This window comes from Pseudarthrobacter sp. NIBRBAC000502772 (assembly GCF_006517235.1).
Classification (GTDB): domain Bacteria; phylum Actinomycetota; class Actinomycetes; order Actinomycetales; family Micrococcaceae; genus Arthrobacter.
In genome coordinates this window covers 4,499,199-4,519,266 of the sequence record NZ_CP041188.1, presented here as the reverse complement: position 1 = coordinate 4,519,266, position 20,068 = coordinate 4,499,199, and the positions used below count along the sequence as shown (strand labels likewise).

25 protein-coding genes are annotated in these 20,068 nt (G+C 65.3%); 13 read left to right on the top strand and 12 right to left on the bottom strand.

The window, feature by feature from the left end; all coding sequences use genetic code 11:
- Positions 1-63 precede the first annotated feature (63 nt).
- The gene (locus tag NIBR502772_RS20970) at positions 64-858 is read right to left on the bottom strand and encodes a carbon-nitrogen hydrolase family protein (RefSeq protein ID WP_141141647.1); all 795 of its coding nucleotides are present in this window, start codon (positions 856-858) and stop codon (positions 64-66) included.
- Positions 859-890: 32 nt separating this feature from the next.
- On the opposite strand from NIBR502772_RS20970, the gene NIBR502772_RS20965 reads away from it, so the two are divergent.
- Entirely contained in the window at positions 891-1,547 is a 657-nt protein-coding gene (locus NIBR502772_RS20965) for a GntR family transcriptional regulator (protein WP_141141646.1), read from the top strand.
- An 87-nt stretch (positions 1,548-1,634) separates the two neighbouring features.
- Here the strand turns inward: NIBR502772_RS20965 and NIBR502772_RS20960 are convergent, their stop codons facing one another.
- Positions 1,635-3,026 (bottom strand): MFS transporter, encoded by a 1,392-nt coding sequence (locus tag NIBR502772_RS20960; protein ID WP_210412333.1) that lies wholly within the window; start codon positions 3,024-3,026, stop codon positions 1,635-1,637.
- Positions 3,027-3,177: 151 nt separating this feature from the next.
- Between NIBR502772_RS20960 and NIBR502772_RS20955 the strand changes: the two genes are divergently transcribed.
- Both NIBR502772_RS20955 and NIBR502772_RS20950 read left to right on the top strand, forming a co-directional pair.
- Positions 3,178-3,864, top strand: coding sequence for a DUF2848 domain-containing protein (locus NIBR502772_RS20955; RefSeq protein ID WP_141141645.1), 687 nt, complete (start codon positions 3,178-3,180; stop codon positions 3,862-3,864).
- 53 nt (positions 3,865-3,917) lie between these two features.
- Positions 3,918-4,316: a hypothetical protein gene (locus NIBR502772_RS20950; protein ID WP_141141644.1), complete on the top strand. Its 399-nt coding sequence runs from the start codon at positions 3,918-3,920 to the stop codon at positions 4,314-4,316.
- Positions 4,317-4,441: 125 nt separating this feature from the next.
- Here NIBR502772_RS20950 and NIBR502772_RS20945 read toward each other — a convergent pair whose 3' ends face one another.
- The 3 genes from NIBR502772_RS20945 to NIBR502772_RS20935 are packed head-to-tail and all read right to left on the bottom strand — an operon-like array spanning position 4,442 to position 6,068.
- The gene (locus tag NIBR502772_RS20945; protein WP_141141643.1) at positions 4,442-4,759 is read right to left on the bottom strand and encodes a hypothetical protein; all 318 of its coding nucleotides are present in this window, start codon (positions 4,757-4,759) and stop codon (positions 4,442-4,444) included.
- Positions 4,760-4,781: 22 nt separating this feature from the next.
- Positions 4,782-5,675: a hypothetical protein gene (locus NIBR502772_RS20940; protein ID WP_141141642.1), complete on the bottom strand. Its 894-nt coding sequence runs from the start codon at positions 5,673-5,675 to the stop codon at positions 4,782-4,784.
- Positions 5,676-5,735: 60 nt separating this feature from the next.
- Positions 5,736-6,068: a YnfA family protein gene (locus tag NIBR502772_RS20935; protein ID WP_141142201.1), complete on the bottom strand. Its 333-nt coding sequence runs from the start codon at positions 6,066-6,068 to the stop codon at positions 5,736-5,738.
- 75 nt (positions 6,069-6,143) lie between these two features.
- On the opposite strand from NIBR502772_RS20935, the gene NIBR502772_RS20930 reads away from it, so the two are divergent.
- The 4 genes from NIBR502772_RS20930 (at position 6,144) to NIBR502772_RS20915 (ending at position 9,916) form a co-directional block, all read left to right on the top strand.
- On the top strand, positions 6,144-7,178 hold the full coding sequence (locus tag NIBR502772_RS20930; protein ID WP_141141641.1) for an LLM class flavin-dependent oxidoreductase: 1,035 nt from the start codon (positions 6,144-6,146) through the stop codon (positions 7,176-7,178).
- A gap of 102 nt (positions 7,179-7,280) precedes the next feature.
- Positions 7,281-7,484 carry a hypothetical protein gene (locus NIBR502772_RS20925; protein WP_141141640.1) on the top strand — a complete coding sequence of 68 codons (204 nt, stop codon included), beginning with the start codon at positions 7,281-7,283 and terminating at the stop codon, positions 7,482-7,484.
- Between the two features lie 133 nt (positions 7,485-7,617).
- Positions 7,618-8,715 (top strand): ferredoxin reductase, encoded by a 1,098-nt coding sequence (locus tag NIBR502772_RS20920; protein WP_141141639.1) that lies wholly within the window; start codon positions 7,618-7,620, stop codon positions 8,713-8,715.
- Between the two features lie 13 nt (positions 8,716-8,728).
- Positions 8,729-9,916 carry an acyl-CoA desaturase gene (locus NIBR502772_RS20915; protein ID WP_141141638.1) on the top strand — a complete coding sequence of 396 codons (1,188 nt, stop codon included), beginning with the start codon at positions 8,729-8,731 and terminating at the stop codon, positions 9,914-9,916.
- Positions 9,917-9,979: 63 nt separating this feature from the next.
- Here the strand turns inward: NIBR502772_RS20915 and NIBR502772_RS20910 are convergent, their stop codons facing one another.
- The 5 genes from NIBR502772_RS20910 to NIBR502772_RS20895 form a co-directional block, all read right to left on the bottom strand.
- A complete protein-coding gene (locus NIBR502772_RS20910) occupies positions 9,980-10,825 on the bottom strand; it encodes an alpha/beta fold hydrolase (RefSeq protein ID WP_141141637.1) in 846 nt (281 codons plus the stop codon).
- Positions 10,826-10,932: 107 nt separating this feature from the next.
- On the bottom strand, positions 10,933-11,130 hold the full coding sequence (locus tag NIBR502772_RS20905; protein WP_056346486.1) for a hypothetical protein: 198 nt from the start codon (positions 11,128-11,130) through the stop codon (positions 10,933-10,935).
- Positions 11,131-11,363: 233 nt separating this feature from the next.
- On the bottom strand, positions 11,364-12,200 hold the full coding sequence (locus tag NIBR502772_RS20900) for an arginase family protein (protein ID WP_246848618.1): 837 nt from the start codon (positions 12,198-12,200) through the stop codon (positions 11,364-11,366).
- Between the two features lie 105 nt (positions 12,201-12,305).
- Positions 12,306-12,458, bottom strand: coding sequence for a hypothetical protein (locus NIBR502772_RS22555; RefSeq protein WP_168223593.1), 153 nt, complete (start codon positions 12,456-12,458; stop codon positions 12,306-12,308).
- Positions 12,455-13,183: a DUF4956 domain-containing protein gene (locus NIBR502772_RS20895; RefSeq protein ID WP_141141635.1), complete on the bottom strand. Its 729-nt coding sequence runs from the start codon at positions 13,181-13,183 to the stop codon at positions 12,455-12,457. The genes NIBR502772_RS22555 and NIBR502772_RS20895 overlap by 4 nt, the downstream gene beginning before the upstream one ends.
- Positions 13,184-13,531: 348 nt before the next feature.
- On the opposite strand from NIBR502772_RS20895, the gene NIBR502772_RS20890 reads away from it, so the two are divergent.
- Both NIBR502772_RS20890 and NIBR502772_RS20885 read left to right on the top strand, forming a co-directional pair.
- The gene (locus tag NIBR502772_RS20890; RefSeq protein WP_371706720.1) at positions 13,532-14,113 is read left to right on the top strand and encodes a lytic transglycosylase domain-containing protein; all 582 of its coding nucleotides are present in this window, start codon (positions 13,532-13,534) and stop codon (positions 14,111-14,113) included.
- 308 nt (positions 14,114-14,421) lie between these two features.
- Complete coding sequence (locus NIBR502772_RS20885) at positions 14,422-14,916, top strand: MFS transporter (RefSeq protein WP_141141634.1); 495 nt, start codon at positions 14,422-14,424, stop codon at positions 14,914-14,916.
- Between the two features lie 48 nt (positions 14,917-14,964).
- Here the strand turns inward: NIBR502772_RS20885 and NIBR502772_RS20880 are convergent, their stop codons facing one another.
- A complete protein-coding gene (locus tag NIBR502772_RS20880; protein WP_141141633.1) occupies positions 14,965-15,372 on the bottom strand; it encodes a response regulator transcription factor in 408 nt (135 codons plus the stop codon).
- Between the two features lie 135 nt (positions 15,373-15,507).
- Complete coding sequence (locus NIBR502772_RS20875) at positions 15,508-16,251, bottom strand: GAF and ANTAR domain-containing protein (RefSeq protein ID WP_141142200.1); 744 nt, start codon at positions 16,249-16,251, stop codon at positions 15,508-15,510.
- A gap of 539 nt (positions 16,252-16,790) precedes the next feature.
- Between NIBR502772_RS20875 and NIBR502772_RS20870 the strand changes: the two genes are divergently transcribed.
- The 4 genes from NIBR502772_RS20870 (at position 16,791) to NIBR502772_RS20855 (ending at position 19,949) form a co-directional block, all read left to right on the top strand.
- Positions 16,791-17,249 carry a hypothetical protein gene (locus NIBR502772_RS20870; RefSeq protein ID WP_141141632.1) on the top strand — a complete coding sequence of 153 codons (459 nt, stop codon included), beginning with the start codon at positions 16,791-16,793 and terminating at the stop codon, positions 17,247-17,249.
- 90 nt (positions 17,250-17,339) lie between these two features.
- Positions 17,340-18,182, top strand: a complete 843-nt coding sequence (locus NIBR502772_RS20865) for a hypothetical protein (protein WP_246848617.1) — start codon at positions 17,340-17,342, stop codon at positions 18,180-18,182.
- Between the two features lies 1 nt (position 18,183).
- Positions 18,184-18,696: a hypothetical protein gene (locus NIBR502772_RS20860; RefSeq protein ID WP_141141631.1), complete on the top strand. Its 513-nt coding sequence runs from the start codon at positions 18,184-18,186 to the stop codon at positions 18,694-18,696.
- Positions 18,693-19,949 carry a hypothetical protein gene (locus tag NIBR502772_RS20855; RefSeq protein WP_141141630.1) on the top strand — a complete coding sequence of 419 codons (1,257 nt, stop codon included), beginning with the start codon at positions 18,693-18,695 and terminating at the stop codon, positions 19,947-19,949. The genes NIBR502772_RS20860 and NIBR502772_RS20855 overlap by 4 nt, the downstream gene beginning before the upstream one ends.
- Positions 19,950-20,068: the final 119 nt, after the last annotated feature.

Below are 20,068 nucleotides of genomic sequence, written 5' to 3'. Positions count from 1 at the left end.
CTCGTGGTTTCCCGAGCGCAGCCAGCCCCCGCGGGGAGAATCCGCGGGAATGGCCCCGCCGGGTCAGAACGTCCGGGCGTTGACCAAGACGGGCAGTTGGCCGCGGACCTCTGCAATGACGGCCGGGTCAATGTCGACGACGGCGAGTTCCGGTTCGCCGCCGAGGGCCACCAGTGCAGCTCCCAGGGGAGAGATGACGGCACTGTGGCCAACGCCGGTGGGAGCCTTGCCGGCGGAGGCGATGCCGACGCTTGCCGGGTCGCCCTGTCCGCAGGCCACCACGAAGGTGGTGCTGTCCAGCGCGCGGGCCCGGACCAGGAGGTCCCACTGCTCTGCCTTGCCCTCGCCGGCGCCCCACGAGGCGCAGACAATGTTGACCTGGGCGCCGGCTTTGGCATTGGCCGTAAACAGTGCCGGGAACCGCACGTCGTAGCAGGTCGCCAGACCGAACGTGGTGCCGTTCACTTCGAAGGTCACGGGGGCTGTTCCGGCGTCCACGGTATCGGACTCGGCGAATCCGAATGCATCAAAGAGGTGGATCTTGTCGTAGGAGGTCTCGACGCCGGGGCCGGTGACCAGCAGGGTGTTCCGCACGCGGCCGCCGTCGCCCGGGGTGAACATGCCCGCCACGACGGTGATGTCCAGCTCGTGGGCAATGCCTCGGACGGCGGCCGCCCATGGCCCGTCCAGCGGCTCGGCAATGTCCTTCAGGCTGTTGCCGAAGGCGCGCATGGCTGCTTCCGGGAACACCACGAGCTCCGCTCCGGCGGCTTTGGCCCGCGTGGCGTAGTCTCGGATGAGCTCCAGGTTGGCGGCCAGATCGGCTCCGGTGATGATTTGGGCCACTGCTAAACGCATGAAATTACTCCAGTCTGTTGTATACATAAAGTATGCGAAAAAGTTCGGGGACGGCGGCGTCCGGCCGCGAGAAGGCGTACGCGTACCTGCGCGAAAACATCCTGGTTGACCCGGCGGTGCAGGGGAAGTTCCTGAATGAGCAGGAGCTGGCCGCCGAGATCGGCGTCTCGCGAACTCCGGTCCGGGAGGCGCTCCTGCTGCTCGTCTCCGACGGCCTGGTGGAACTGATTCCGCAGCGCGGGGCCTATGTTCCGCCGGTGACGGGCCGTGAAATGTCGGAACTGATGGAACTCCGGGGTGTGCTGGAAAGCCATGCCGCCCGCCTGGTTATCGAACGGAACCGCGTTCCTGCGAAAACGATGCAGGACACCCTCGACCTGCAGGCCCAGCTTCCCGAGCAGCTGAATGCGGAGGCTGCGCAGGAGTTCATCCGGCTGGACACCCTTTTCCATCAGCTTCTGATCGACGCTGCCGGCAATGAGCTCATCTCCCGAACCTACAGCAAGCTCCATGTCCGGCAGATCCTGGTGGGCGTCTCTGCCTTGTTCCGCACCGGAGACCGGCGCGGACAGGTGTGCGCCGAACACCAGGACATCCTCGATGCCCTGGTGTCCGGCGACGCCGCGAAGGCGCAGGAGGCCATTGACCATCACCTGGCCATCACCCGAGATATCCTGCTCCGCACCTAAGGGAGTTTTTGTCCACATAACGCGGGTTGAGAGTCGTTTTGGGTGCATTATGTGGACAAAAACTCCGGTCTGGTGAGTGGGGAATCGTCAGTTGACTTTGCCGTGGGCCGACTGCTGGCGCTCCAGTGCGGATCCTTCCAGCAGCAGGCGGTAGTCCTCGTCCTCCACGGTGTTGGAATCGCGGCCGAGGGCCAGGCCCACGGCGGTGACGCCTGCAGCGACGGCCACGTAGATGGCCACCGGAATCCACGTGCCGAACTGCGCCAGCAGCAATGTGAACATCAGCGGGGCGATGGCGCCACCGATCACGCCGGCGAACGTGTAGGCCAGGGAACTGCCCGTGGACCGGAGCCTGGGTGAGAACTGCTCCACGATGAAGGCAGCCTGCGGGCCGTACATAAACGAGTGCGCCATGAGGCCCAGCACAATGCCGGCAATGAGCACCGGCTCGTTGTTGCCGCCCAGGACGCCGAAGAAGATAAACGTCCACACGGCGCCCACCACAGCGGCGGTGCCGTAGACCAGGCGTCGGTTGAAGCGGTCGGACACAGCGCCGGCCAGCGGAATCATAAAGAGCTGGAACGCGGAGCCGATCAGGACTGCCGTGAGCACCTGGCTGCGTTCGTAGCCGAGTGTCTGGATGCCGTAGGTAAGGGTGAAAACGGTGAACAGGGCGTAGAGCACGTCCGGGCCCACCCGGCATAGCGTGGCGGCAATGAGGGGCCGGAGCTCCGTGCTGAAGACCTCACGGACAGGGGCGTGGGGCTGTTCGCCGTGGGCCTCGATGGCCTTGAAGATGGGGGTGTCTTCCAGCTTCAGGCGGATCCAGAGGCCGAAACCGACCAGCACGGCCGAGACCAGGAACGCGATGCGCCAGCCGAAACCGATGAACTGTTCCTCGGTCAGGGCGAGGGTCAGGACAGCCAGGGCGCCGTTGGCCATAAGGTTGCCGGCGGGAGGGCCCACCTGGGCTGCAGACGCCCAGAAGCCGCGCCGGTGGGGGTCGCCGTATTCGCTGGAAAGCAGCACGGCGCCGCCCCATTCGCCGCCGACTCCCACGCCCTGGGCGAACCGCAGCAGCACCAGGATGATTGGGGCAGCGATGCCGATGGTTGCGTAGCCTGGCAGCACGCCGATCAGGACGGTGGCCACGCCGATGATCATCAGGGTGGTCACCAGCACCTTCTTGCGTCCGATCCGGTCACCCAGACGGCCGAAGATGATGCCACCAACAGGCCGGGACACGTAGCCCACCGCATATGTGGAGAAGGCCAGGATGGTGCCCGTCAGTGGATCGGATGAAGGGAAGAACACGAGGGGAAATACGACGGCGGCCGCGGCCGAGTAGACGGCGAAGTCGTACCACTCTAGGGCGGTGCCGGTCAGGCTGGCGGCGAAGGCCTTGTACAGGCCCTTGGGGTGAATCGGCTTGTCCGGATGCGGCGCTGTGCCGGAAGCCGGAACTGGGACGTTAGCCATGGGTGTTGTCCTCCACGAGATGTTTACGGGTGACGCCTGTCACGCTGGCGTTAAATGTATACATTACGCATACTGGATGTACATTGGCCACCGTTTCCGGTTTCCAGTTTGTAAATTTCTCCAGCAGGACACGCAAAAGGATGGACAGAACATGACGACTCTGAGCTTCGAACTTCCCGACGGCAGCACCCGGACAGTCCAGGTCAAGCACCTCCTGAACGCCGGATATGCGGGGCGGGAGCAGGAGGAAGTGCAGGCCCACATTGCCGAACTGGCTGAACTGGGCGTCCCCGGCCCCGCCACCACTCCTGCGCTCTACCCGGTCTCGCCGTACCTGGCGCAGCAGGTTTCAGAAGTCCGCGTGCAGCATGCCCGGACCTCCGGGGAAGCCGAATGGGCGCTGGTAGTCACGGACGACGGCGTGCTGCTGACGGTCGCATGCGACCACACGGACCGAGAGCTTGAGGTCCATGGGGTGGCCTGGAGCAAGAACGCCAGCCCGGACGTCCTGGGCCGCAAGGCGTGGCGGCTGGACGACGTGCGCGACCACCTGGACCAGATCACGCTGAAGGCCTGGGTGGGGCAGGGTGATACTCCGGACACGCTGATCCAGGACAGCTCGCTGGAAGCCCTGCTGACCCCGGACTACTGGCTGGAGGTGCTGGCCGAGCGCAGCCTGAACGAGCCGGGGACGGTCCTCATTTCCGGCACGGTGGCCATGACCAGCGGCGTGAACCAGTTCGCCCGCAGCTGGAAAGTGGAGATGACAGACCCCGTGACAGGAGCCACCGTGGATGCCCAGTACGTGGTGGAGCAGATGGCCGAGCCCATCGGCTGATTCCGCCGGGCGGGGGCACGCTGGGGGTCGCAACTCCCGGTAGCATCATTGCTATGCCCACTGCGCTTGAAATGGCAGGTCCCATCCTGGAAATGATGACCTGGCTGTGCCTTCCGCCGGGGGTTGCCCTGCTGTTCTACTCGGGCATCCTTCGGCGGTTTGTGCACCCGTGGAACGTTGCGGAAGCAGTGGTCTACGCGGACGCTACCGGAACGGGCTTCCGCTGGTTTGACCGCAAGTTCCAGGTCCACCACGCGCCGATGTCGCCCTACGACATCAAGGACCTGGCCGTGGGCGACACGCTGCCGATCTACTACCACCCCAAGCGCCCCACACAGTGGCAGACCGCAGCGCCCGAACCGGTGGGGCGGACCGCCGTCGTGCTTGGCCGCGTGCTCACCGGGATCGGTGCCGCGGCGCTCATCGCGGGCTTCCTGCTGCCGATGTTCTGACGTTCAGCGGCTGAATCAGCCGGCCAGCACCACGCCGATGCCGAGCGCGCCCAGCGCAACACCCGCAAAGGCGGTCCAGAGCACCGCTGACGTATCGGTCCGGAAGCCTGGTGCGGACCACCGGGCTAACGCCAGAGGATAAAATCCAGGACGACGGCGGCAGCCAGTGCCCCTGCGCCGGCCAGCAGCGGCACAATGAGCGGCAGCGGGAGGGGAGTTTTGTTGCGCATGCTCCGTTCGACGCGGATCCAGCGCCCTGCGGCGCCGGCGCTGAGCAGCATGCCCAGGAGCAGGAGCAGTACCGCCAGGCTCTTGCGGACCGGTTCCAGGAACAGGTCCGAGGTGAAGGCCTCGATGGCGATGCCGCCGGCCAGCAGCCGTTCGGCGATCTTTCCGCGCGACGGCGGCACGGGGTCGTTGGGCGGCGTCTGGTCGCTGGGCACGGGGCCAGTTTGGCCGCTGGCGTCAGCCGGTCCTGGACGAGATGGAAACCACGGCGCTGATGAAAACAGGAAGCGCGGCGGCACTGATCAGCACTATCGCCCCGGCACCCACCCAAACTGGCACTGTCCGGCGGGGCCGCGCGGATCTCAGCAAGGAAACCGGAACGACGCTCAGCCAGAGGAACAAGAGGAGGATTCCAATGACGACGAGGACTGCGAACGGTGGAAACAAGATGGCACCAGCGAGCAACGGAACATAGAATTTAGCCGCTCCGGAGCCCCACAGCGGAAGGCGCTCACTCCACCACCCCGCCGCGGCAGCGACGACGGCGCCGTGAAGGAGGGCAAGTCCGGCATACAGTGCCACCGACAGCCAGCCGGGTCCAACGATGTTGAAATCGATGTTGTCCGCGCGCAGGGGATCCATCAAGGACCCTACCCACACGAGGAGGAGCAAACCGAACAGCGGTCCGGCGAGACGTCCGCGTGGAAGCCAGCGGCGCACGAGGGGGAACAGGATCGCGGCAAGGAAGCCGGCCGGCAGGCCACCGAAGAACAGCAGGGCCATGGTCCCCCCAACGCTGGGAATTCCCACGAATGCCTGGGCCTCCGTTAGCCGGCCTTGTGCGGAAGCGGGGGAAGTGTCCGCCAAAATGCGCATGACCAGCCGCCCGCCGGGCCAGGCGGCAAGCAACGCAGAGACCAGTGCGGAAAAGGACACGACGTTGGCCCACCAGAAGAACCGGCGCAGCGCGCTCAGTTTCTCGTCAGTCCGGAACTCTTGCCCGCCGGTGCCCGTGGAGGGGTGGGGTCGTGAGGCGGATGGCTCACGGATGCTGCGGCCTCCCCACAGCACCACCACCAGCAGGCCAAGGAGCAGAAAAAGGGCGGACCCCACCACAATTATTGTGGCCATCGCTGATCACCATCCACATCCAAAGGATGGATCAATTGTGCTCCCAACCGCGGGTACGGGCTACCTCCGCGGGGCAAACATGATCACAGCCACCCCGACCAGGCAAATGACGGATCCCGCGATGTCCCACCGGTCCGGGCGGAAACCGTCGAAGATCATTCCCCACGCCAGCGAACCAGCCACAAACACGCCGCCGTAGGCGGCCAGAATCCGGCCGAAATGGGCATCCGGCTGGAGGGTGGCCGCAAAACCGTAGAGGCCCAGGGCAATCACGCCCAGCCCTGCCCACCACCAGTCCTTGCCCTCACGGACTGACTGCCACACGAGCCACGCGCCGCCGATCTCGGCAGCAGCGGCCAGGACGAACAGCACAGTCGTTTTGGCGATCGCCACGGTTTCAGCAGGAATACTCACAGGCTCATCATGCCAGCCGGGAATGCGGCCACCCGGCGTGAGGTTGGGCCTTACATGCAACGCATCGGATTCCTTTCCTTCGGCCACTGGGGCCCCGGCCAGGGCTCCCGCACCCGAACCGCCGGCGAGGCCCTCCGCCAGGGCATTGAGCTGGCGGTGGCCGCCGAGGAACTCGGTATCGACGGCGCCTTCTTCCGGGTGCACCACTTCGCCCGTCAGCAGGCGTCCCCCTTCCCGCTGCTGGCAGCCATCGCGGCCCGGACCAGCCGGATAGAGATGGGCACGGGCGTGATCGACATGCGGTACGAAAATCCGCTGTACATGGCCGAGGAAGCCGCCGCCACGGATCTGATCAGCGGCGGCAGGCTGCAGCTGGGCATCAGCCGTGGTTCACCAGAGCCCGCCCGGAACGGGGCTGCCGCCTTCGGCCACCAACCGGCCGAAGGGGAGACCGCCGCAGACATGGCCCGCCGGCACACAGCCGAGTTCCGGCACGCCATCAGCGGCGCCGGCGTGGCCGAGGCGGACCCGCGCTACGCCGGCGGAGCCATTGGCCTGTTGCCGGTCCAGCCGCAGTCACCGGGCCTGACAGAGCGGATCTGGTGGGGCGCCGGTAGCCGCAACACCGCCGTGTGGGCGGCCGGCCTGGGCATGAACCTTATGAGCTCCACCCTTCTCACCGAGGACACCGGCGTCCCCTTCGACCAGCTTCAGGCGGAGCAAATCCAACTCTTCCGGGAGGCCTGGACCGTGGCAGGACACAGCCACCAGCCGCGGGTCTCTGTCAGCCGGAGCATCCTGCCAATCGTGGACGACGAGGACAGCAGGTATTTTGCGGGCAGCGCGCTGCGGGACAGCCGGGACCAGGTGGGCGTCATCGACGGACTGACGGCACGCTTTGGCAAGACCTATGCGGGTGCTCCGGATGTCCTGGCCGAGCAGTTGGCGGCCGACGCAGCGGTCCAGGCCGCGGACACGCTGCTGGTGACAGTGCCCAACCAGCTGGGCGTTGACTTCAATGCCAAAATGCTGGGAAACATCGCCCGGTACATTGCGCCCGCCGTCGGCTGGACCCCGGCCCGTTCCTGATCCGGCGTAATTTCCGCTGGGCGATCCGCCCGGAAGGGAATATCCTGAGAAGGTACGGGCCACGGTGGCCCGGCTTTCTGTCACGGCCCAGAGAGGCTCAACATGTCCGAAAAGCTCCACCTGACACCGGAAGATGAGTTCCCGGAAGATCTTTCCACCGTTCCGGACCGGGAACTGCAGGTTCTGGACAGCCAGGTGCAACGCCAATTGGACTACGAGTACGTGGCCGAGGGGGAGCCGAACCCGGAGACGGAGTTCAGGCACCACGACCTCGATGAGGAATTCGAAGACCGGGACAGCCGCTGACCCGGGAACCATCAGCAAGCCACAGCCGTTAGGCTTGTAGCGGGCATTGGGGGCTGAGGCCCCAACATTACTGCGTGACTGCGGAACGGTCAGGAGAGAGACATATGGCTCGCGCCGCTTTAGGTTTGACTGCATGATCCGGCTACGTCAGCTGGCACAGGCGGCTTCCGTACTGACAACGCCATTGGCACCGGAAGATATTCTGGCGCTCTTTAACCCTGTTTTCTCCGCGCGCCAGCTGCGTGGAGTGGTGACCCGTGTGGTCCAGGAAACGGCACAGTCGGCCACCATCTTCTTCCGTCCCGGCCGCGGCTGGCATTCCCACCTGGCTGGCCAGTGGGCGCGCATAGGCGTTGAGCTGGACGGCGTCCGCCACTGGCGCTCGTATTCGCTGAGCGCCCCCGCCGGCAAGGACCCGGCCATCACCGTCACCGACGTCGGCGCTGTTTCCGGAACCCTGGTCCGGACCACCAAACCGGGCGACGTCCTTTTCCTGGCACCCCCGCAAGGCGACTTCGTCCTGCCCGAGCACCCCAGGCCGCTCCTGATGGTCACCGCCGGCAGCGGCATCACTCCGGTGATGTCCATGATCCGCACGCTTGTTCCCCGCCGCCCGGATGCCGACGTCGTCCTGGTCCACTCAGCCCGCACGCCCGGCGACAGCCTCTTCCGCGAGGAACTCGCCGAACTGGCTGACCAGTTCCCCAACTTCCGGCTGGCCCACTGGTACACCGGCGAGCAGGGCCGCATGGACCTGACCAACACGGCCGAGCTCGATGACATCTGCCCGGACTGGAAGGAACGCGCCGCCTACGCCTGCGGTCCGGACAGTTTCCTGGACGACGCCGAGGCCCTGTGGAAGCAGGCGTCCCTCACCGCCGGTGCCCCCGGTTCCGATGTTGCGCTCGCCGGCGATCCCGGCAACCTGATGATTGAACGGTTCAACACCACCTTCGCCGGGGGTGTAGGGCACGACGGCGGCCTGGTCACCTTTGAGGCGTCGGACCGGGAAATTGACGCCGACGGCGATACTCCGCTGCTCGACGTCGGCGAGGACGCCGGGGTGCTGATGCCCAGCGGCTGCCGGATGGGGATCTGCCACAGTTGCCTGACTCCGCTCCTGGCCGGACAGGTCCGTGACCTTCGCACCAACGAAGTCCACGGCGAACCCGGCCAACTAATCCAAACGTGTGTCTCGGCAGCCGCCGGACCCGTCAACCTCGAACTCTGAGGAGCATTAACGCATGTCAGTAGTTTCAGAAAACAAATCAGTTTCAGAAAGCAAGGCCGCCCCGACCGGAGCGGCAAAGACGCGCCCCGGAGCGCTCGCCGAGTCCGGCGGCCCCTCTGTCCGCCCGCCCGCTGCCGCGCACCTTTCCGACGAACAGGTAGCTGAGCTGGGCCGGGAACTCGACGCGATCCGCGACGAAATCCTCGCCAAGCGCGGCGCATCCGACGCCGCCTACATCCGCCGCATGATCAAGATCCAGCGCGGACTCGAGATCTCCGGCCGCGCGGCACTGCTGGTCAGCAAGAACAAGGCAGCCTGGGTCACCGGCACCACGCTGCTGAGCTTCGCCAAGATCCTGGAAAACATGGAACTCGGCCACAACATCCTGCACGGGCAGTGGGACTGGATGCGTGACCCGGACATCCACTCCACCACCTGGGAATGGGACTTCGTTACCCCGGCGCGCTCCTGGCAGCACAGCCACAATGACCTCCACCACCGCTGGACCAACGTGGTGGGCAAGGACAACGACGTCGGATACAACCTCCTGCGGATGGACGAGAGCCAGCCGTGGAAGCCTCATAACCTGGGCAACCCGCTGTACAACGCCATCCTGGCTCCTGTCTTCGAATGGGGCATCGCCATTTACGACCTGGAGCTTGCTGAGTACCAGGCAGGCAAGAAGTCCAAGGAAGCACTGCTCAAGGACCTCAAGGCGCTGGGCCGCAAGGTGGTCACCCAGTTCACCAAGGACTACGCGGCCACGCCCGCCGTCGCCATGCTCACCGGTTCCGGCAAGCAGGCCCTCTACGGCACGCTGACCGCCAACGCCGTCCGCAACGTGTGGGCGCACGCCGTGATCTTCTGCGGCCACTTCCCCGAAGGCGCGGACACCTTCACCGAGGAAATGGTGGAAGGCGAAACCCGCGGTGACTGGTACGTCCGCCAGATGATCGGCTCGGCCAACATCTCCGGTTCCAAGTTCATGCACCTGATGACCGGCAACCTGTCGCACCAGATCGAGCACCACCTCTTCCCGGACCTGCCGTCCAACCGGTACGCCGAGGTTGCTCCGCGGGTCCGCGAGATCTGCCAGCGCTATGGCCTGAAGTACACCACTGGTCCGCTGCTGAAGCAGGTGGGATCTTCCTGGGCGAAGGTCTTCAAGCTGGCGCTGCCGGGCAAGGCCGCCAGGGCTTGAGCTGACTAAGCCTTAAAGAGTGGAAGGGCCAGGCGAAACGCCTGGCCCTTCCACTCTTTTTTGTTATCCGGTCTGCTTCTTCAGGAAGGCGAGCAGGGATTCGTTGACTTCCGCGGCGTGCGTCCACAGCAGCCCGTGCGGGGCGCCGTCGATCTCCACATACTCCGCCGACGGCAGGGCCTTGGCGAACCTGCGGCCGGTGACGTCGATGGGGAGGATGTTGTCCTCGGTGCCGTGGACAATCAGCGCGGGGACATCGATCCGGGGGATGTCGCCGCGGAAGTCGGTCAGCCAGGTGGGCTGCGCGGCGACTGATGCGGTGGCGCCGGCTCCGGCTGCGATGTTCCGGCTGGCGTCCAGGACTTCCTGGCTGAGCCGCGGTGTGCCCAGGAACGTGTCCGAGTTGTAGAAGTTCTTGAAGAATTCCGTGAAGAACGCGTACCGGTCCGCGGTGACGGCTTCGGTGAGCCCGTCAAAAACGTCCTGCGGTACGCCTTCCGGGTTGTCCTCGGTTTTCAGGACGAACGGTTCCAACGATCCGAGGAACACTGCGCGGGCCACCCGGGCGGAGCCATACGTGCTCAGGTAACGGGCAACCTCGCCGGTACCCATGGAGAAGCCCACCAGCACGGCGTTGTTGACGTCCAGCGATTCCAGGAGGGTTTTGAGGTCGGCGGCGAACGTGTCGTAGTCGTAGCCGCGGGTGGTCTTGCTGGACTTGCCGAAGCCGCGGCGGTCGTAGGTGATCACGCGGTAGCCGGCCTCCAGAAGGGCGGTGGTCTGCTTTTCCCAGGAGGATCCGTCCAGCGGGTATCCGTGGATCAGGACAACGGGCTGGCCGCTCCCGTGGTCTTCGTAGTAGAGCTCGGTATCGGTGCTGTTCTCGGTTCCAACGGTGACGAATGCCATCTCGGCGGTCCTTTCGAAGCTTCGGGATCAGTTTCGGGCGCCAAGCAAAAGCCAGCGCCCGGCATTCCCTACTCTAGGGACCACACGCCGGGGCACCAAGGATCTGGCTACTGGGAGGGTTGGGGCAGCTCGCAGCCGACCTGCGGGTTGACGCCCAGGTAGTTCAAGGGCCCGGCGACGATGGTCACGGCCACCGTTCCCGCCGCGGCGCAGGACCCTGGAGCCCCGCCGAAATAGCCGCGCTGCCAGGCGGCGATTCCTCCGATGATCAGCCAGATGACAATAAGTGCTCCGAGAAACTTCATGGTGTCCTCCCATGGCGTGGCCTGTGCGTTCAAGTATGCGCCGATATCCGGAAAGCTCACAGGACCAAAAACGCTGCCCCCTCTACACCCCCGGACGCTCTCTCACTTGATGCGACTTAATTCGCAACGCTCTCTCACTTTTATGAATCGCAGCGCTAAATGGCGGCGTTTCTGCAGCGGTAAATGACACGCCCGGTTGGCCGGTAGGGGGATCCCTTACTGGGGTGGGGAGGTCAGGCAGCCACACCTAGTCGCGCGAGACCGTCCGAAATGACGTCGGTAACCACGCGGGAGTACCGTCCGTCGGGGTCGAGGTCAGGGTCGAACACGGTCACTGACGCCCCGATGGCCCATGGGGCGAGCTGAGCCAGAAGTTCCGTCAGTTCATTCGCGGCGAATCCTCCTGGGTCGGGACTGTCTACGGCTGGCATCACGCTGGGATCGAGTACGTCGACGTCGATCTGCAGCCAGTAGCCAACGCCCGCAACTGCAAGAGCTGCAGCGGCGATGGCGTCCGGCGCCTGAGCAAGGGCTTCTTGGGCGGAGACGACGAGGCCCAGTTTCCGACGCGCTTCGGAAGCCTCTGCATCATCGTCTCGGTGCCCTATGTGGACGGTACGAGCTGGGGGGAAGTACGGCCCGAATCCGTCCATATTCGCGATTGCTGGCCAGTGCAGGCCAACGGCAGCGGCAAGGTCTTCACCGGCGACGCTAGCGCACTCCTCGCTGTTGCCAGGGTGCCGAAAGTCAGTGTGGCCATCTACATGAACCAGGCCAGTCCGGCCGCGCCGCGAGAGAGCGAGGCCGATTCCGAGTAGGACGCTGCAATCTCCGCCGACCACCAACGGAGTATTTCCTGCTTCGATAACACCCGCCAGACGATCGGCAAGTCGATGGGCGTGCTCGGCCATCGCAGCCTCGTTGCGAACATGGCCAGCCGAGCGAGTGGTGTCGTCATCGACGTACCGCCCTGGAAGGACTACGCCAGCGTCAATCGCCCCCACCTGTGCGAGCCGCTTGAATAGACCGGCTTCTCTTAGGGCCTCGGGTGCTTTGGCTGTGCCGGGCACACTGCCGCGTCTTGGAGGCCGCAGGCCGAGGTTACTTGGTGCAGACAGGATTGCAATCACGTTCCTAGCCTGCCAGAGCGACCTCCCGCCCCCGACATCGGCGTCTCACGGGGCGATCGTCTTAGGTGGTGGACGAGCTGCCGGTGAAGGTGGGTCCACCCGGGTCTGCAGCGCGGCTTCGGCGTTCAGTTCGTCCAGCCCCACGGCCGGCAGCCCGCTGAGGCTGCTGACGACGCCGACGCCTGCGGGGGCGTTCATGCCGCACCTGCCGAGGCGTGGACGGGGTCAGCCGCACGAACGGGGTCGGCCGCGAAGTCGGCAGGCACAGCCGGCGCTGTTTCCTCTGTCGGGAGCATCACGGAAGGTACCGGTACTGCATGCCGGGGTGCCGCCGTCGTGATGGCTGAGATGGTGGCGTGGGCGGCGGGCTGGACGACGCGGGGGCTGTAGGCGTAGCGGACGTCCACGATGGTTTTGTCGTTGACCAGGTCAAGCTCCTGGACAGTGGCGGAGTGGACCTTGCCGTGCAGGACTTCCTCGAGCCGGGCGTACAGTTCGCCGTCCGCCGCCAGGGCCCGGTCCAGGATGACCATCTGGTACCTGTGCGCGGGCAGCACGCGGGGGTGGTCGCCGACGAACATCACCAGCAGGATCAGGCCCATCAGGGAGGCGGTGAGCCACACAGGCTCGATGCCGAGGCCGGCGATGAGTCCCAGCGCCAGGGCCGAGAAGTAGTAGGCCACCTCGTGCTGGGCCAGCTCGGTGGAGCGGAGCCGGATGATGGACAGGACGCCGAAGAGGCCAAGTCCCAGGCCGAGTCCGGCAGCGGAGCCGGACAGGGCGGTGGCCACGGCCAGGACGCCCACGTTCATGCCCAGGTACGAGACCACCAGGTCGCGGCGGCGGTGGCGGCGGAGGTAGAGGACGAACGTGAGGATGCTGATGGCCGCGAGGTCTGCGGCGATGAAAATGATGGAAGTCATCGGGATTCTCCGGAATCTGTTGGTGGGCTGTTCTCTACCATCCCGGGCGATACTGTGCAGGTGCTGTGACGGAACCTAAGTCCGAATATGAGTGCCGGCCGGGCGTCCGGCTGCTGTTTCCCGGGCGCCATGCAGCCGCCGTTCTGACTGGCGGATTTCGATCGATAGGATCAAACCCGTGCTCCGACTCAAACGCCTTGCGGTTTTCTGCGTGTTCGCGATCTGCGTCATCACCGCGGTGTCATTCTGGGCGCTCGGGCAGACCGGCGCGCCCGCCCGCGGGCTCTTCCTCCTCCGCCACGGTCGGAGGCGAAATTCGAAACGTCCTCCACCGGCATTACCACTGCGGTGAATATCACCCGGAACGCGGACGCTGAGTGGCTCATCCTGGCTGCCGCGCAAACCGGTATTCCCGCCCGCGCGCTTCGGGCCTACGTGGGTGCGGCCGGCGCGGCCAATCATTCCGCTCCGGCGTGTGGAATCGGCTGGAATACGGTGGCGGCGATCGGCTTCATCGAATCCGCCCACGGAGCTTACGGTGGTGGAAGCCTGACTGCCGCGGGGCAGGCGAGCGGGCCACTGGTCGGCCCGAGCCTGGACGGCAACGGATTTGCCGCCATCGCTGATACCGACGACGGCGTCCTGGATGGCGACGCCCGCTGGGACCGCGCCGTTGGACCCATGCAGTTCATCCCCTCCACCTGGGAGCTTGCGGGACTTGACGGGAACGGTGACGGAGAAGCGGATCCCTTCAACATCGACGACGCCGCCCTCAGCGCGGCCGGGTACTTATGCGCCCATGGCCGCGACCTCACCGCCGCGAACGGATGGACTGATGCCATCTACTCCTACAACCAGTCCGATTCCTACGTGGACCAGGTGCGCCGCCAGGCCACCTCCTACGCCGAGAAGACGGGCACCACCGGATAAGGCAGCGCGGCTGCTGCCGTCCCGCCCGCAGTACCTCGGCTACCGGCGCAACGTCCCGGGATGGTGGCCGCGGCTCGGGTCCAGAGCCTGGTCCTCAGCCTCCCGTGCCGCGCTCCTGGGCGTTCGCCGGGCGAATAGAAAGCGCTGCTGCACCACGCAGCTGACGGACAGGAGGGCGATTTCGGCAAGGATCTTGGCCGGCAGTGCTGCAACGGAGAGCGCGTCCAGGGCCGAGATCAGGCCATAGTTGGCGGCGAGGAGAACAAGAACCAGGCCGAAATAGCGCAGGGCGACGAGGAACAGTTCCGATGTATGCGTTCGTCCCGGTCTGGGCCACCGAACAAAACGTGAGCGCCGCCGTCGTCGGACTGTTGCTGGCCCTCCGGGCTGCAGTGTCAGTCGCCAGCAGGGTGGGCCTTACCCGGCTGATCGGGCGCTTCGGACGCAAGGCGATGCTGATCGTGTCCATTGGCGCCGCAGTCCTATCCCTGGCCGCCCTTCCGCTCGTGGGTCCCTTTGGTGCCATTGCGGTGATGATCGGGCTGGGACTTGGGCTCGGCATTCCGCAACCGCTAACCATGGCCTGGGTGGTGTCCCTGACTGCGTCCTCAAGCCACGGAGCGGTCCTGGGCCTGCGCATGACGGTCAACCGGCTGGCGCAGATTACACTGCCCATCGCCGTCGGCTCTTTCGCCGCACCCCTTGGCGTGCTGGGGATATTCTGGGCCAACGCCGCGCTGCTCCTGGGAGCCATCGCGGTAGTCGCAGGGTCCGACGCCGGCCGGCCGCCTGAGGCTGAATAGGTTACGTCAACTGGTGGGCAAGCGAGCGGGCAGGCGCCAGGATGCGGCTTACTGCTGCCGTTGCGGCGTCGAATGCTGGCGGGCGGGGGCATCCGCCGGGCAGAGCCGCAGTGCGAGCTCCTGCAGTTCCTTGGGGTGGAATGGCTTGGTCAGGTAGGCAGCAGCGCCGGAGGCCATTCCGGCCAGGATGTCGTCCTCCTCGGACCTGGCCGTGAGGAACAGCATGGGAGCGGTGCTTAAGGCACGGATTGCCCGGGCTACGACGTGCCCGTCCATGTCCGGCAGGCCAAGGTCCAGTGTGATCAGCGCAACCGATGGTTCAGCGGCCGCGGCAATTCCATCGGCGCCGTTGGCGACCGAACGTACGGAAAAGCCTGCGCGGGTCAGGACCACCGTGATCAGACCGCGGATGTCGTCGTTGTCCTCGATGACAAGACAGATGCGTTTTGTTTCCATGAAAGCCCCTCAGCCAGCTTTGCCACCAGTGTACGGGCTGGTGGGGTGGGTAAACCGTCAAAGCGACGTATTCCGCAACCCGCCCGTCGTTGATCTCAGCGGACACCTCGATGGCCGCCGCCGGCGGGGCCGGGTTCAGCCGTCGTATTGGGTCCGGGCCGGCCCCTGGCCCAGCGCATTCACCACGGCCGCGGCGACGATATGCAGCTTGGAATTACGGGTGCTGGACGCCGCTTTGAGGAGCTCGAATGCGTCCTGCTGGCTGCACCGGTTCTGGGCCATGATGATGCCCACCGCCATGTCGATCACCGTGCGTGATTCGAGGGTGGCACGCAGATGCGCCGCAGTCTCGCTGTAATGCGCGAAACGCACCGCAAGCCGCAGGGCCAGCGAGGTCTGGCGGACGAAATCCTCGGCAGCCTTCAGGACGCGGCCTTCGAAGCGGGAGGTCCGGTGGGAGTAGAGGAGCAGGGTGGCTTTGGTTTCCCCCTCCAGCCGGAATGGGATGGCCAGGACTGACCGGATGCCTTGGTCCAGGACGGCTTCGCAGTATCCGGGCCAGCGCGCTTCGTCTTTCACGTCAGCAACATGGACCGTCACCTGCTCCAGCGAGGCAGCCATGCCCGGGCTTTGCTCGGACTGGTATTCAATCTGGCTGACAGCGCGGGCAGCGGCGCCGCTGCTGGCAATGGTGGCCGCCTTGCGCTGACGCAGGAGAGTGATGCCGCACAGCACTTCGTCGCCGGGTTCGGAAAGGGTGCTGGCCGACACCCGGGCAAGCTCATCCAGGAACTCCTCCACGTCGGAGCTGTTGAGGAGTTCTTCGTGGAGGTGCTCGGTGATTGATGTAGCTGTTTTTGGTGTTGACTCGCTGGCCACGGTTCTTAGTGCCATTCGCTCAGGTCAAAGGAGCCGGTAACCCTCCGCACAACCCTGCCGTAGTGGCAAAAGGGTGGCGACGGTCGCTGGATCGACGAACTGTCCAACGGCCTGCTGCTAAACCGATATCCAGAAGTATATACAGGCCAGAGCCTTGGAAAGCGCCACAAGGCGGCCAGGCCAGGGGGACTCAAGGACTACCTGCTTACCGTGCGGGGGCACCGCCGGAGGATCCGGCAGTGAGGCCTCTGGGCTTGAAACTACAAGGAGTGCGGATGGTTCCTGAACGCTTGTGCGAAGATTCCCGGCGCATCGGACACCTCACCCCTCGTCGACGAAGTCTGAGTACCCTGCCCCTCATCCAAGAGGTCGTGGCCGAGGAGGTCTGCAAAAGTCCAGTACTGCTACGCGTTGTTGGGATCACCAGCGCCGGGAAGTATGGGCGTCATCGATCAGCCGGAAGCAAGGTCCCTTAGTGGTTCCCGATGGCTGTGCGTCTCAGCATCTGTCTTTACCCCCAGCCCAAAGGAGTCTCTCTCATGCGCAAAATGACCAAGAAGAACAAGGTCCTGGCAGCAGTCGGTGCCCTGGCACTGGTGGCCGGCGGCGGCGGCGCTGCCTACGCCTACTGGACCACCACCGGCGACGGCTCAGGCGAAGCGACCAACTCGGAAGGCGGCGGCACGGTCACCCTGCACGCTGCGTTCGAGGGCGGACTGACGCCCGGAGACTCCCGCACGGTGACCTACACGGCGGACAACGCCGACCCGAACACCAGCACCCAGGTGGGGGTCCTGACCGCCAGTGTGAGCACGGACGTCGCGGGCTGCCTTCAGGCCTGGTTCGACGTCACTGCGGACACCAGCAACACCACGGTCGCGAAGAACTCGACCGACACAATTGTCGGCAGCGGAACCCTGACGTTCAATGACAGCGCAACGGTGGACCAAGACGCCTGCAAGGGCGCCGTCGTCACGATCACTGTCGGCAGCGTCTAAAAGTCTTCGCCGGCGGGAGGAGCAGGGGCCTTCCTGCCGGCGAATTCCACCGCCTCCCCCTCAATTCAGAACAGGCCAGAAGGGCTGAACGTGCAGAATGATTCTGGGTACTTCCGCACAGTCATGCGAAGAACCACCACCGCAGCGAAGGTGCTGTTGGTGGGTCTTGTGGTGATGCTCGTTTCGGCGGGCACTATCTTCGCGGCCAGCCAGGGCGGGAGCCAGGGCAACACCACAAAGGGCGTCACCATCCAGGTGAATCCCTCCAGTCGGACGGTTGACCGGGGCGACCCGGTCAACTATTCGGTGTCCCTGACCTCCACCAACGGGTTCAGCGGCAGCGTCACCCCCACTGTTTCGGGCCTGCCGGCCAGTACGACGGCGGCCTTCGCACCGGCGTCGGTCACGCTGGGTTCCGGTAAAACCGCCACAGTGGTGCTCACCGTAACGACGTCGGCAACCACTCCGGACGGCAAAGCGGACCTGACCATCGCCACGGCCGCCGGCGCAAGCCAGGCCGCCGCCGTCGTGGTCCAACTCTTTGTCCAGTCGTCCAAAAAGACCTTCAGCATTTCCGGGAATCTGGGCACGCAGCTCACGCCGGGTGCCACGCTGCCGCTGAATCTTTCTTTTGCCAATCCCAACAACAAGAGCCTGGCGCTGACCAGCCTGTCCGTCGCCATCACCAGCATCACCCGGACGCAGGCGGCAGCGGCAGCAGCGCTTCCCTGCACGGCGTCGGACTACGTGGTGACCAACTACACCGGCTCCTATCCGTTCACGGTCCCTGTGGGCTCCAGCTCGCTCCAATCACTCGGCATCGCTCCGGCACTGTGGCCTAAAATCGCCATGCTGGACACGGCGCTGAACCAGGACGGCTGTAAGGGTGCCACCCTGCAGTTCTCGTACTCCGGAGCAGGGGAGGGGAACTGACATGACCGCCACACCGGAAAAGACCCCCCGACGACTGGCTGCCAGGACTGCGGCAGCAACCGTCACCCTCTGCCTCGCCACGGGAGTGGGCGGAGCGTACGCCTACTGGGCCACGGTGGGTGCCGGATCCGGCGCCGCCACCAACGGCACCATGGCCACCGTCACCGTCGAGGCCCTCGTGGCGGGCGACAGCCCGCAGAACACCCTTGTCCCGGGCGGCACCGCCGATGTTGCCGTCCGGGCACACAACCCCAACGGCCACGCCGTGCAGGTCTACGCCATCCGCGGCAACGGGGCTGTGACGGCGGTCGGCAACCCCGCGGGCTGCCCCGCCACCGGAACCGGAGTGACGTTCGTTGAACCTGCCGCTCCGCTGGCCCCGACAGTGAGTATTCCGGCGAACTCGTCTGTGCTGATCACCCTGCAGGGCGCCGCCGCCATGTCCACGGCATCGCTGTCAGGCTGCCAGGGCGCCACGTTCAATCTGCCCGTCACTTTGGAGGCACGGAAATGAGCCGCCCTATCCCTCCCAGGCGGCCGGTGGTTGAGCCTGTCGAAACCAGGCCACGACTGCTCCGCCCGAATCGCCAGGCCCGCATTGCCGGCGTTATGGCTGCAGCCCTCGTCATTTCCTGGGGCGCCCCGGCGGCCAGCGCCTACTGGCAGACCCTCAGCAGCAACAACGGCGGCGCCGGGGCCGATGCCATCGTTGCCGTGGCCGCGCCGACGGCGTCCGCTTCGGCAGGTGCTACCTCCGTCAGTTGGGCGGCAAGCACGACGGCGGCGGGCCGGCCTGTCTCCGGATACACCGTTGCCCGCTACTCATCCGTCACCGGCGGTACCAAGGTTGCCGCTGGAGGAACCTGCGCTGGAACAGTCACCACGCTGAGCTGCAGCGAACCTGCCTTGCCTTCCGGCACCTGGTATTACACGGTTACACCTGTGCTCGGCTCGTGGGCGGGGCCGGAGTCTGCCCGCAGCGTGGGAGTCTTCGTCGCCGACACGACGAAGCCGGACCCGCCGTTGATCATCGCACCCGCCTACGTCAATAGTCTCAACGTTTCAGGCGTCCCAGTCCGTGGCACCGCCGAGCCAAGTTCATCGGTGACAGTTACTGTTTCGGGGTCCGGTTCGCTTCCTGTCTCTAAGACGGTCGCTGCCACCGAGAGCGGAGACTGGACCACAGCCGATTTCGACCTCACGGCCTTCAGCCCAGGAGCCGTTACCTACACTGCCACCGCCAAGGATGCGGCAGGTAATGTGAGTGATCCCCGAATAGTGACGCGCACCAAGGACGTCTCCGTGCCAATTGCTTCCACAGTTAGCCTCGAAAACGGCGGAACGAGCGGCATCATGGATCTGGGGGACAAGATTTTCCTCAAATTCAACGAGGCGCTTGACCCGTCAACAATCTGCAGCGGCTGGTCCGCGGCCGGCGGCAGCCAGACGGTGAACCAAGTGCTTGTTACCGTGGGTTCCGATGACGTCCTCCGCCTAACAGCGGACGGCTGTACAACTATGAGGGTCGGGAAAGTTGGGCTTGTCGGCAACTATGCGGGGACAGGCGGGCTGACCTTCGCCGGATCATCCCTTTCATGGAACGTAACAACGAATCAACTCACTATTACGCTCGGTACCGGTACCGGCTCGCCCCTGGACGTGAATGGCAACGTGAGACCCAACTTCACCCCCGACGCCGGGATCGCGGACATCGCTGGCAATCCATTGTCCGCCGCGCAAATTGCCGGGACGAACTCCAAGTTCTAGCCCTCCAATCCAGCGCCAGCCCTCCGGCTCCCTTCCCGGAGGCTGGCGTTGTGCTGCGACTTGTGGGCAGAATGAAGCACACGTTGGCGCAGCCGATAGTGGACCCGAGACCAGCCGGC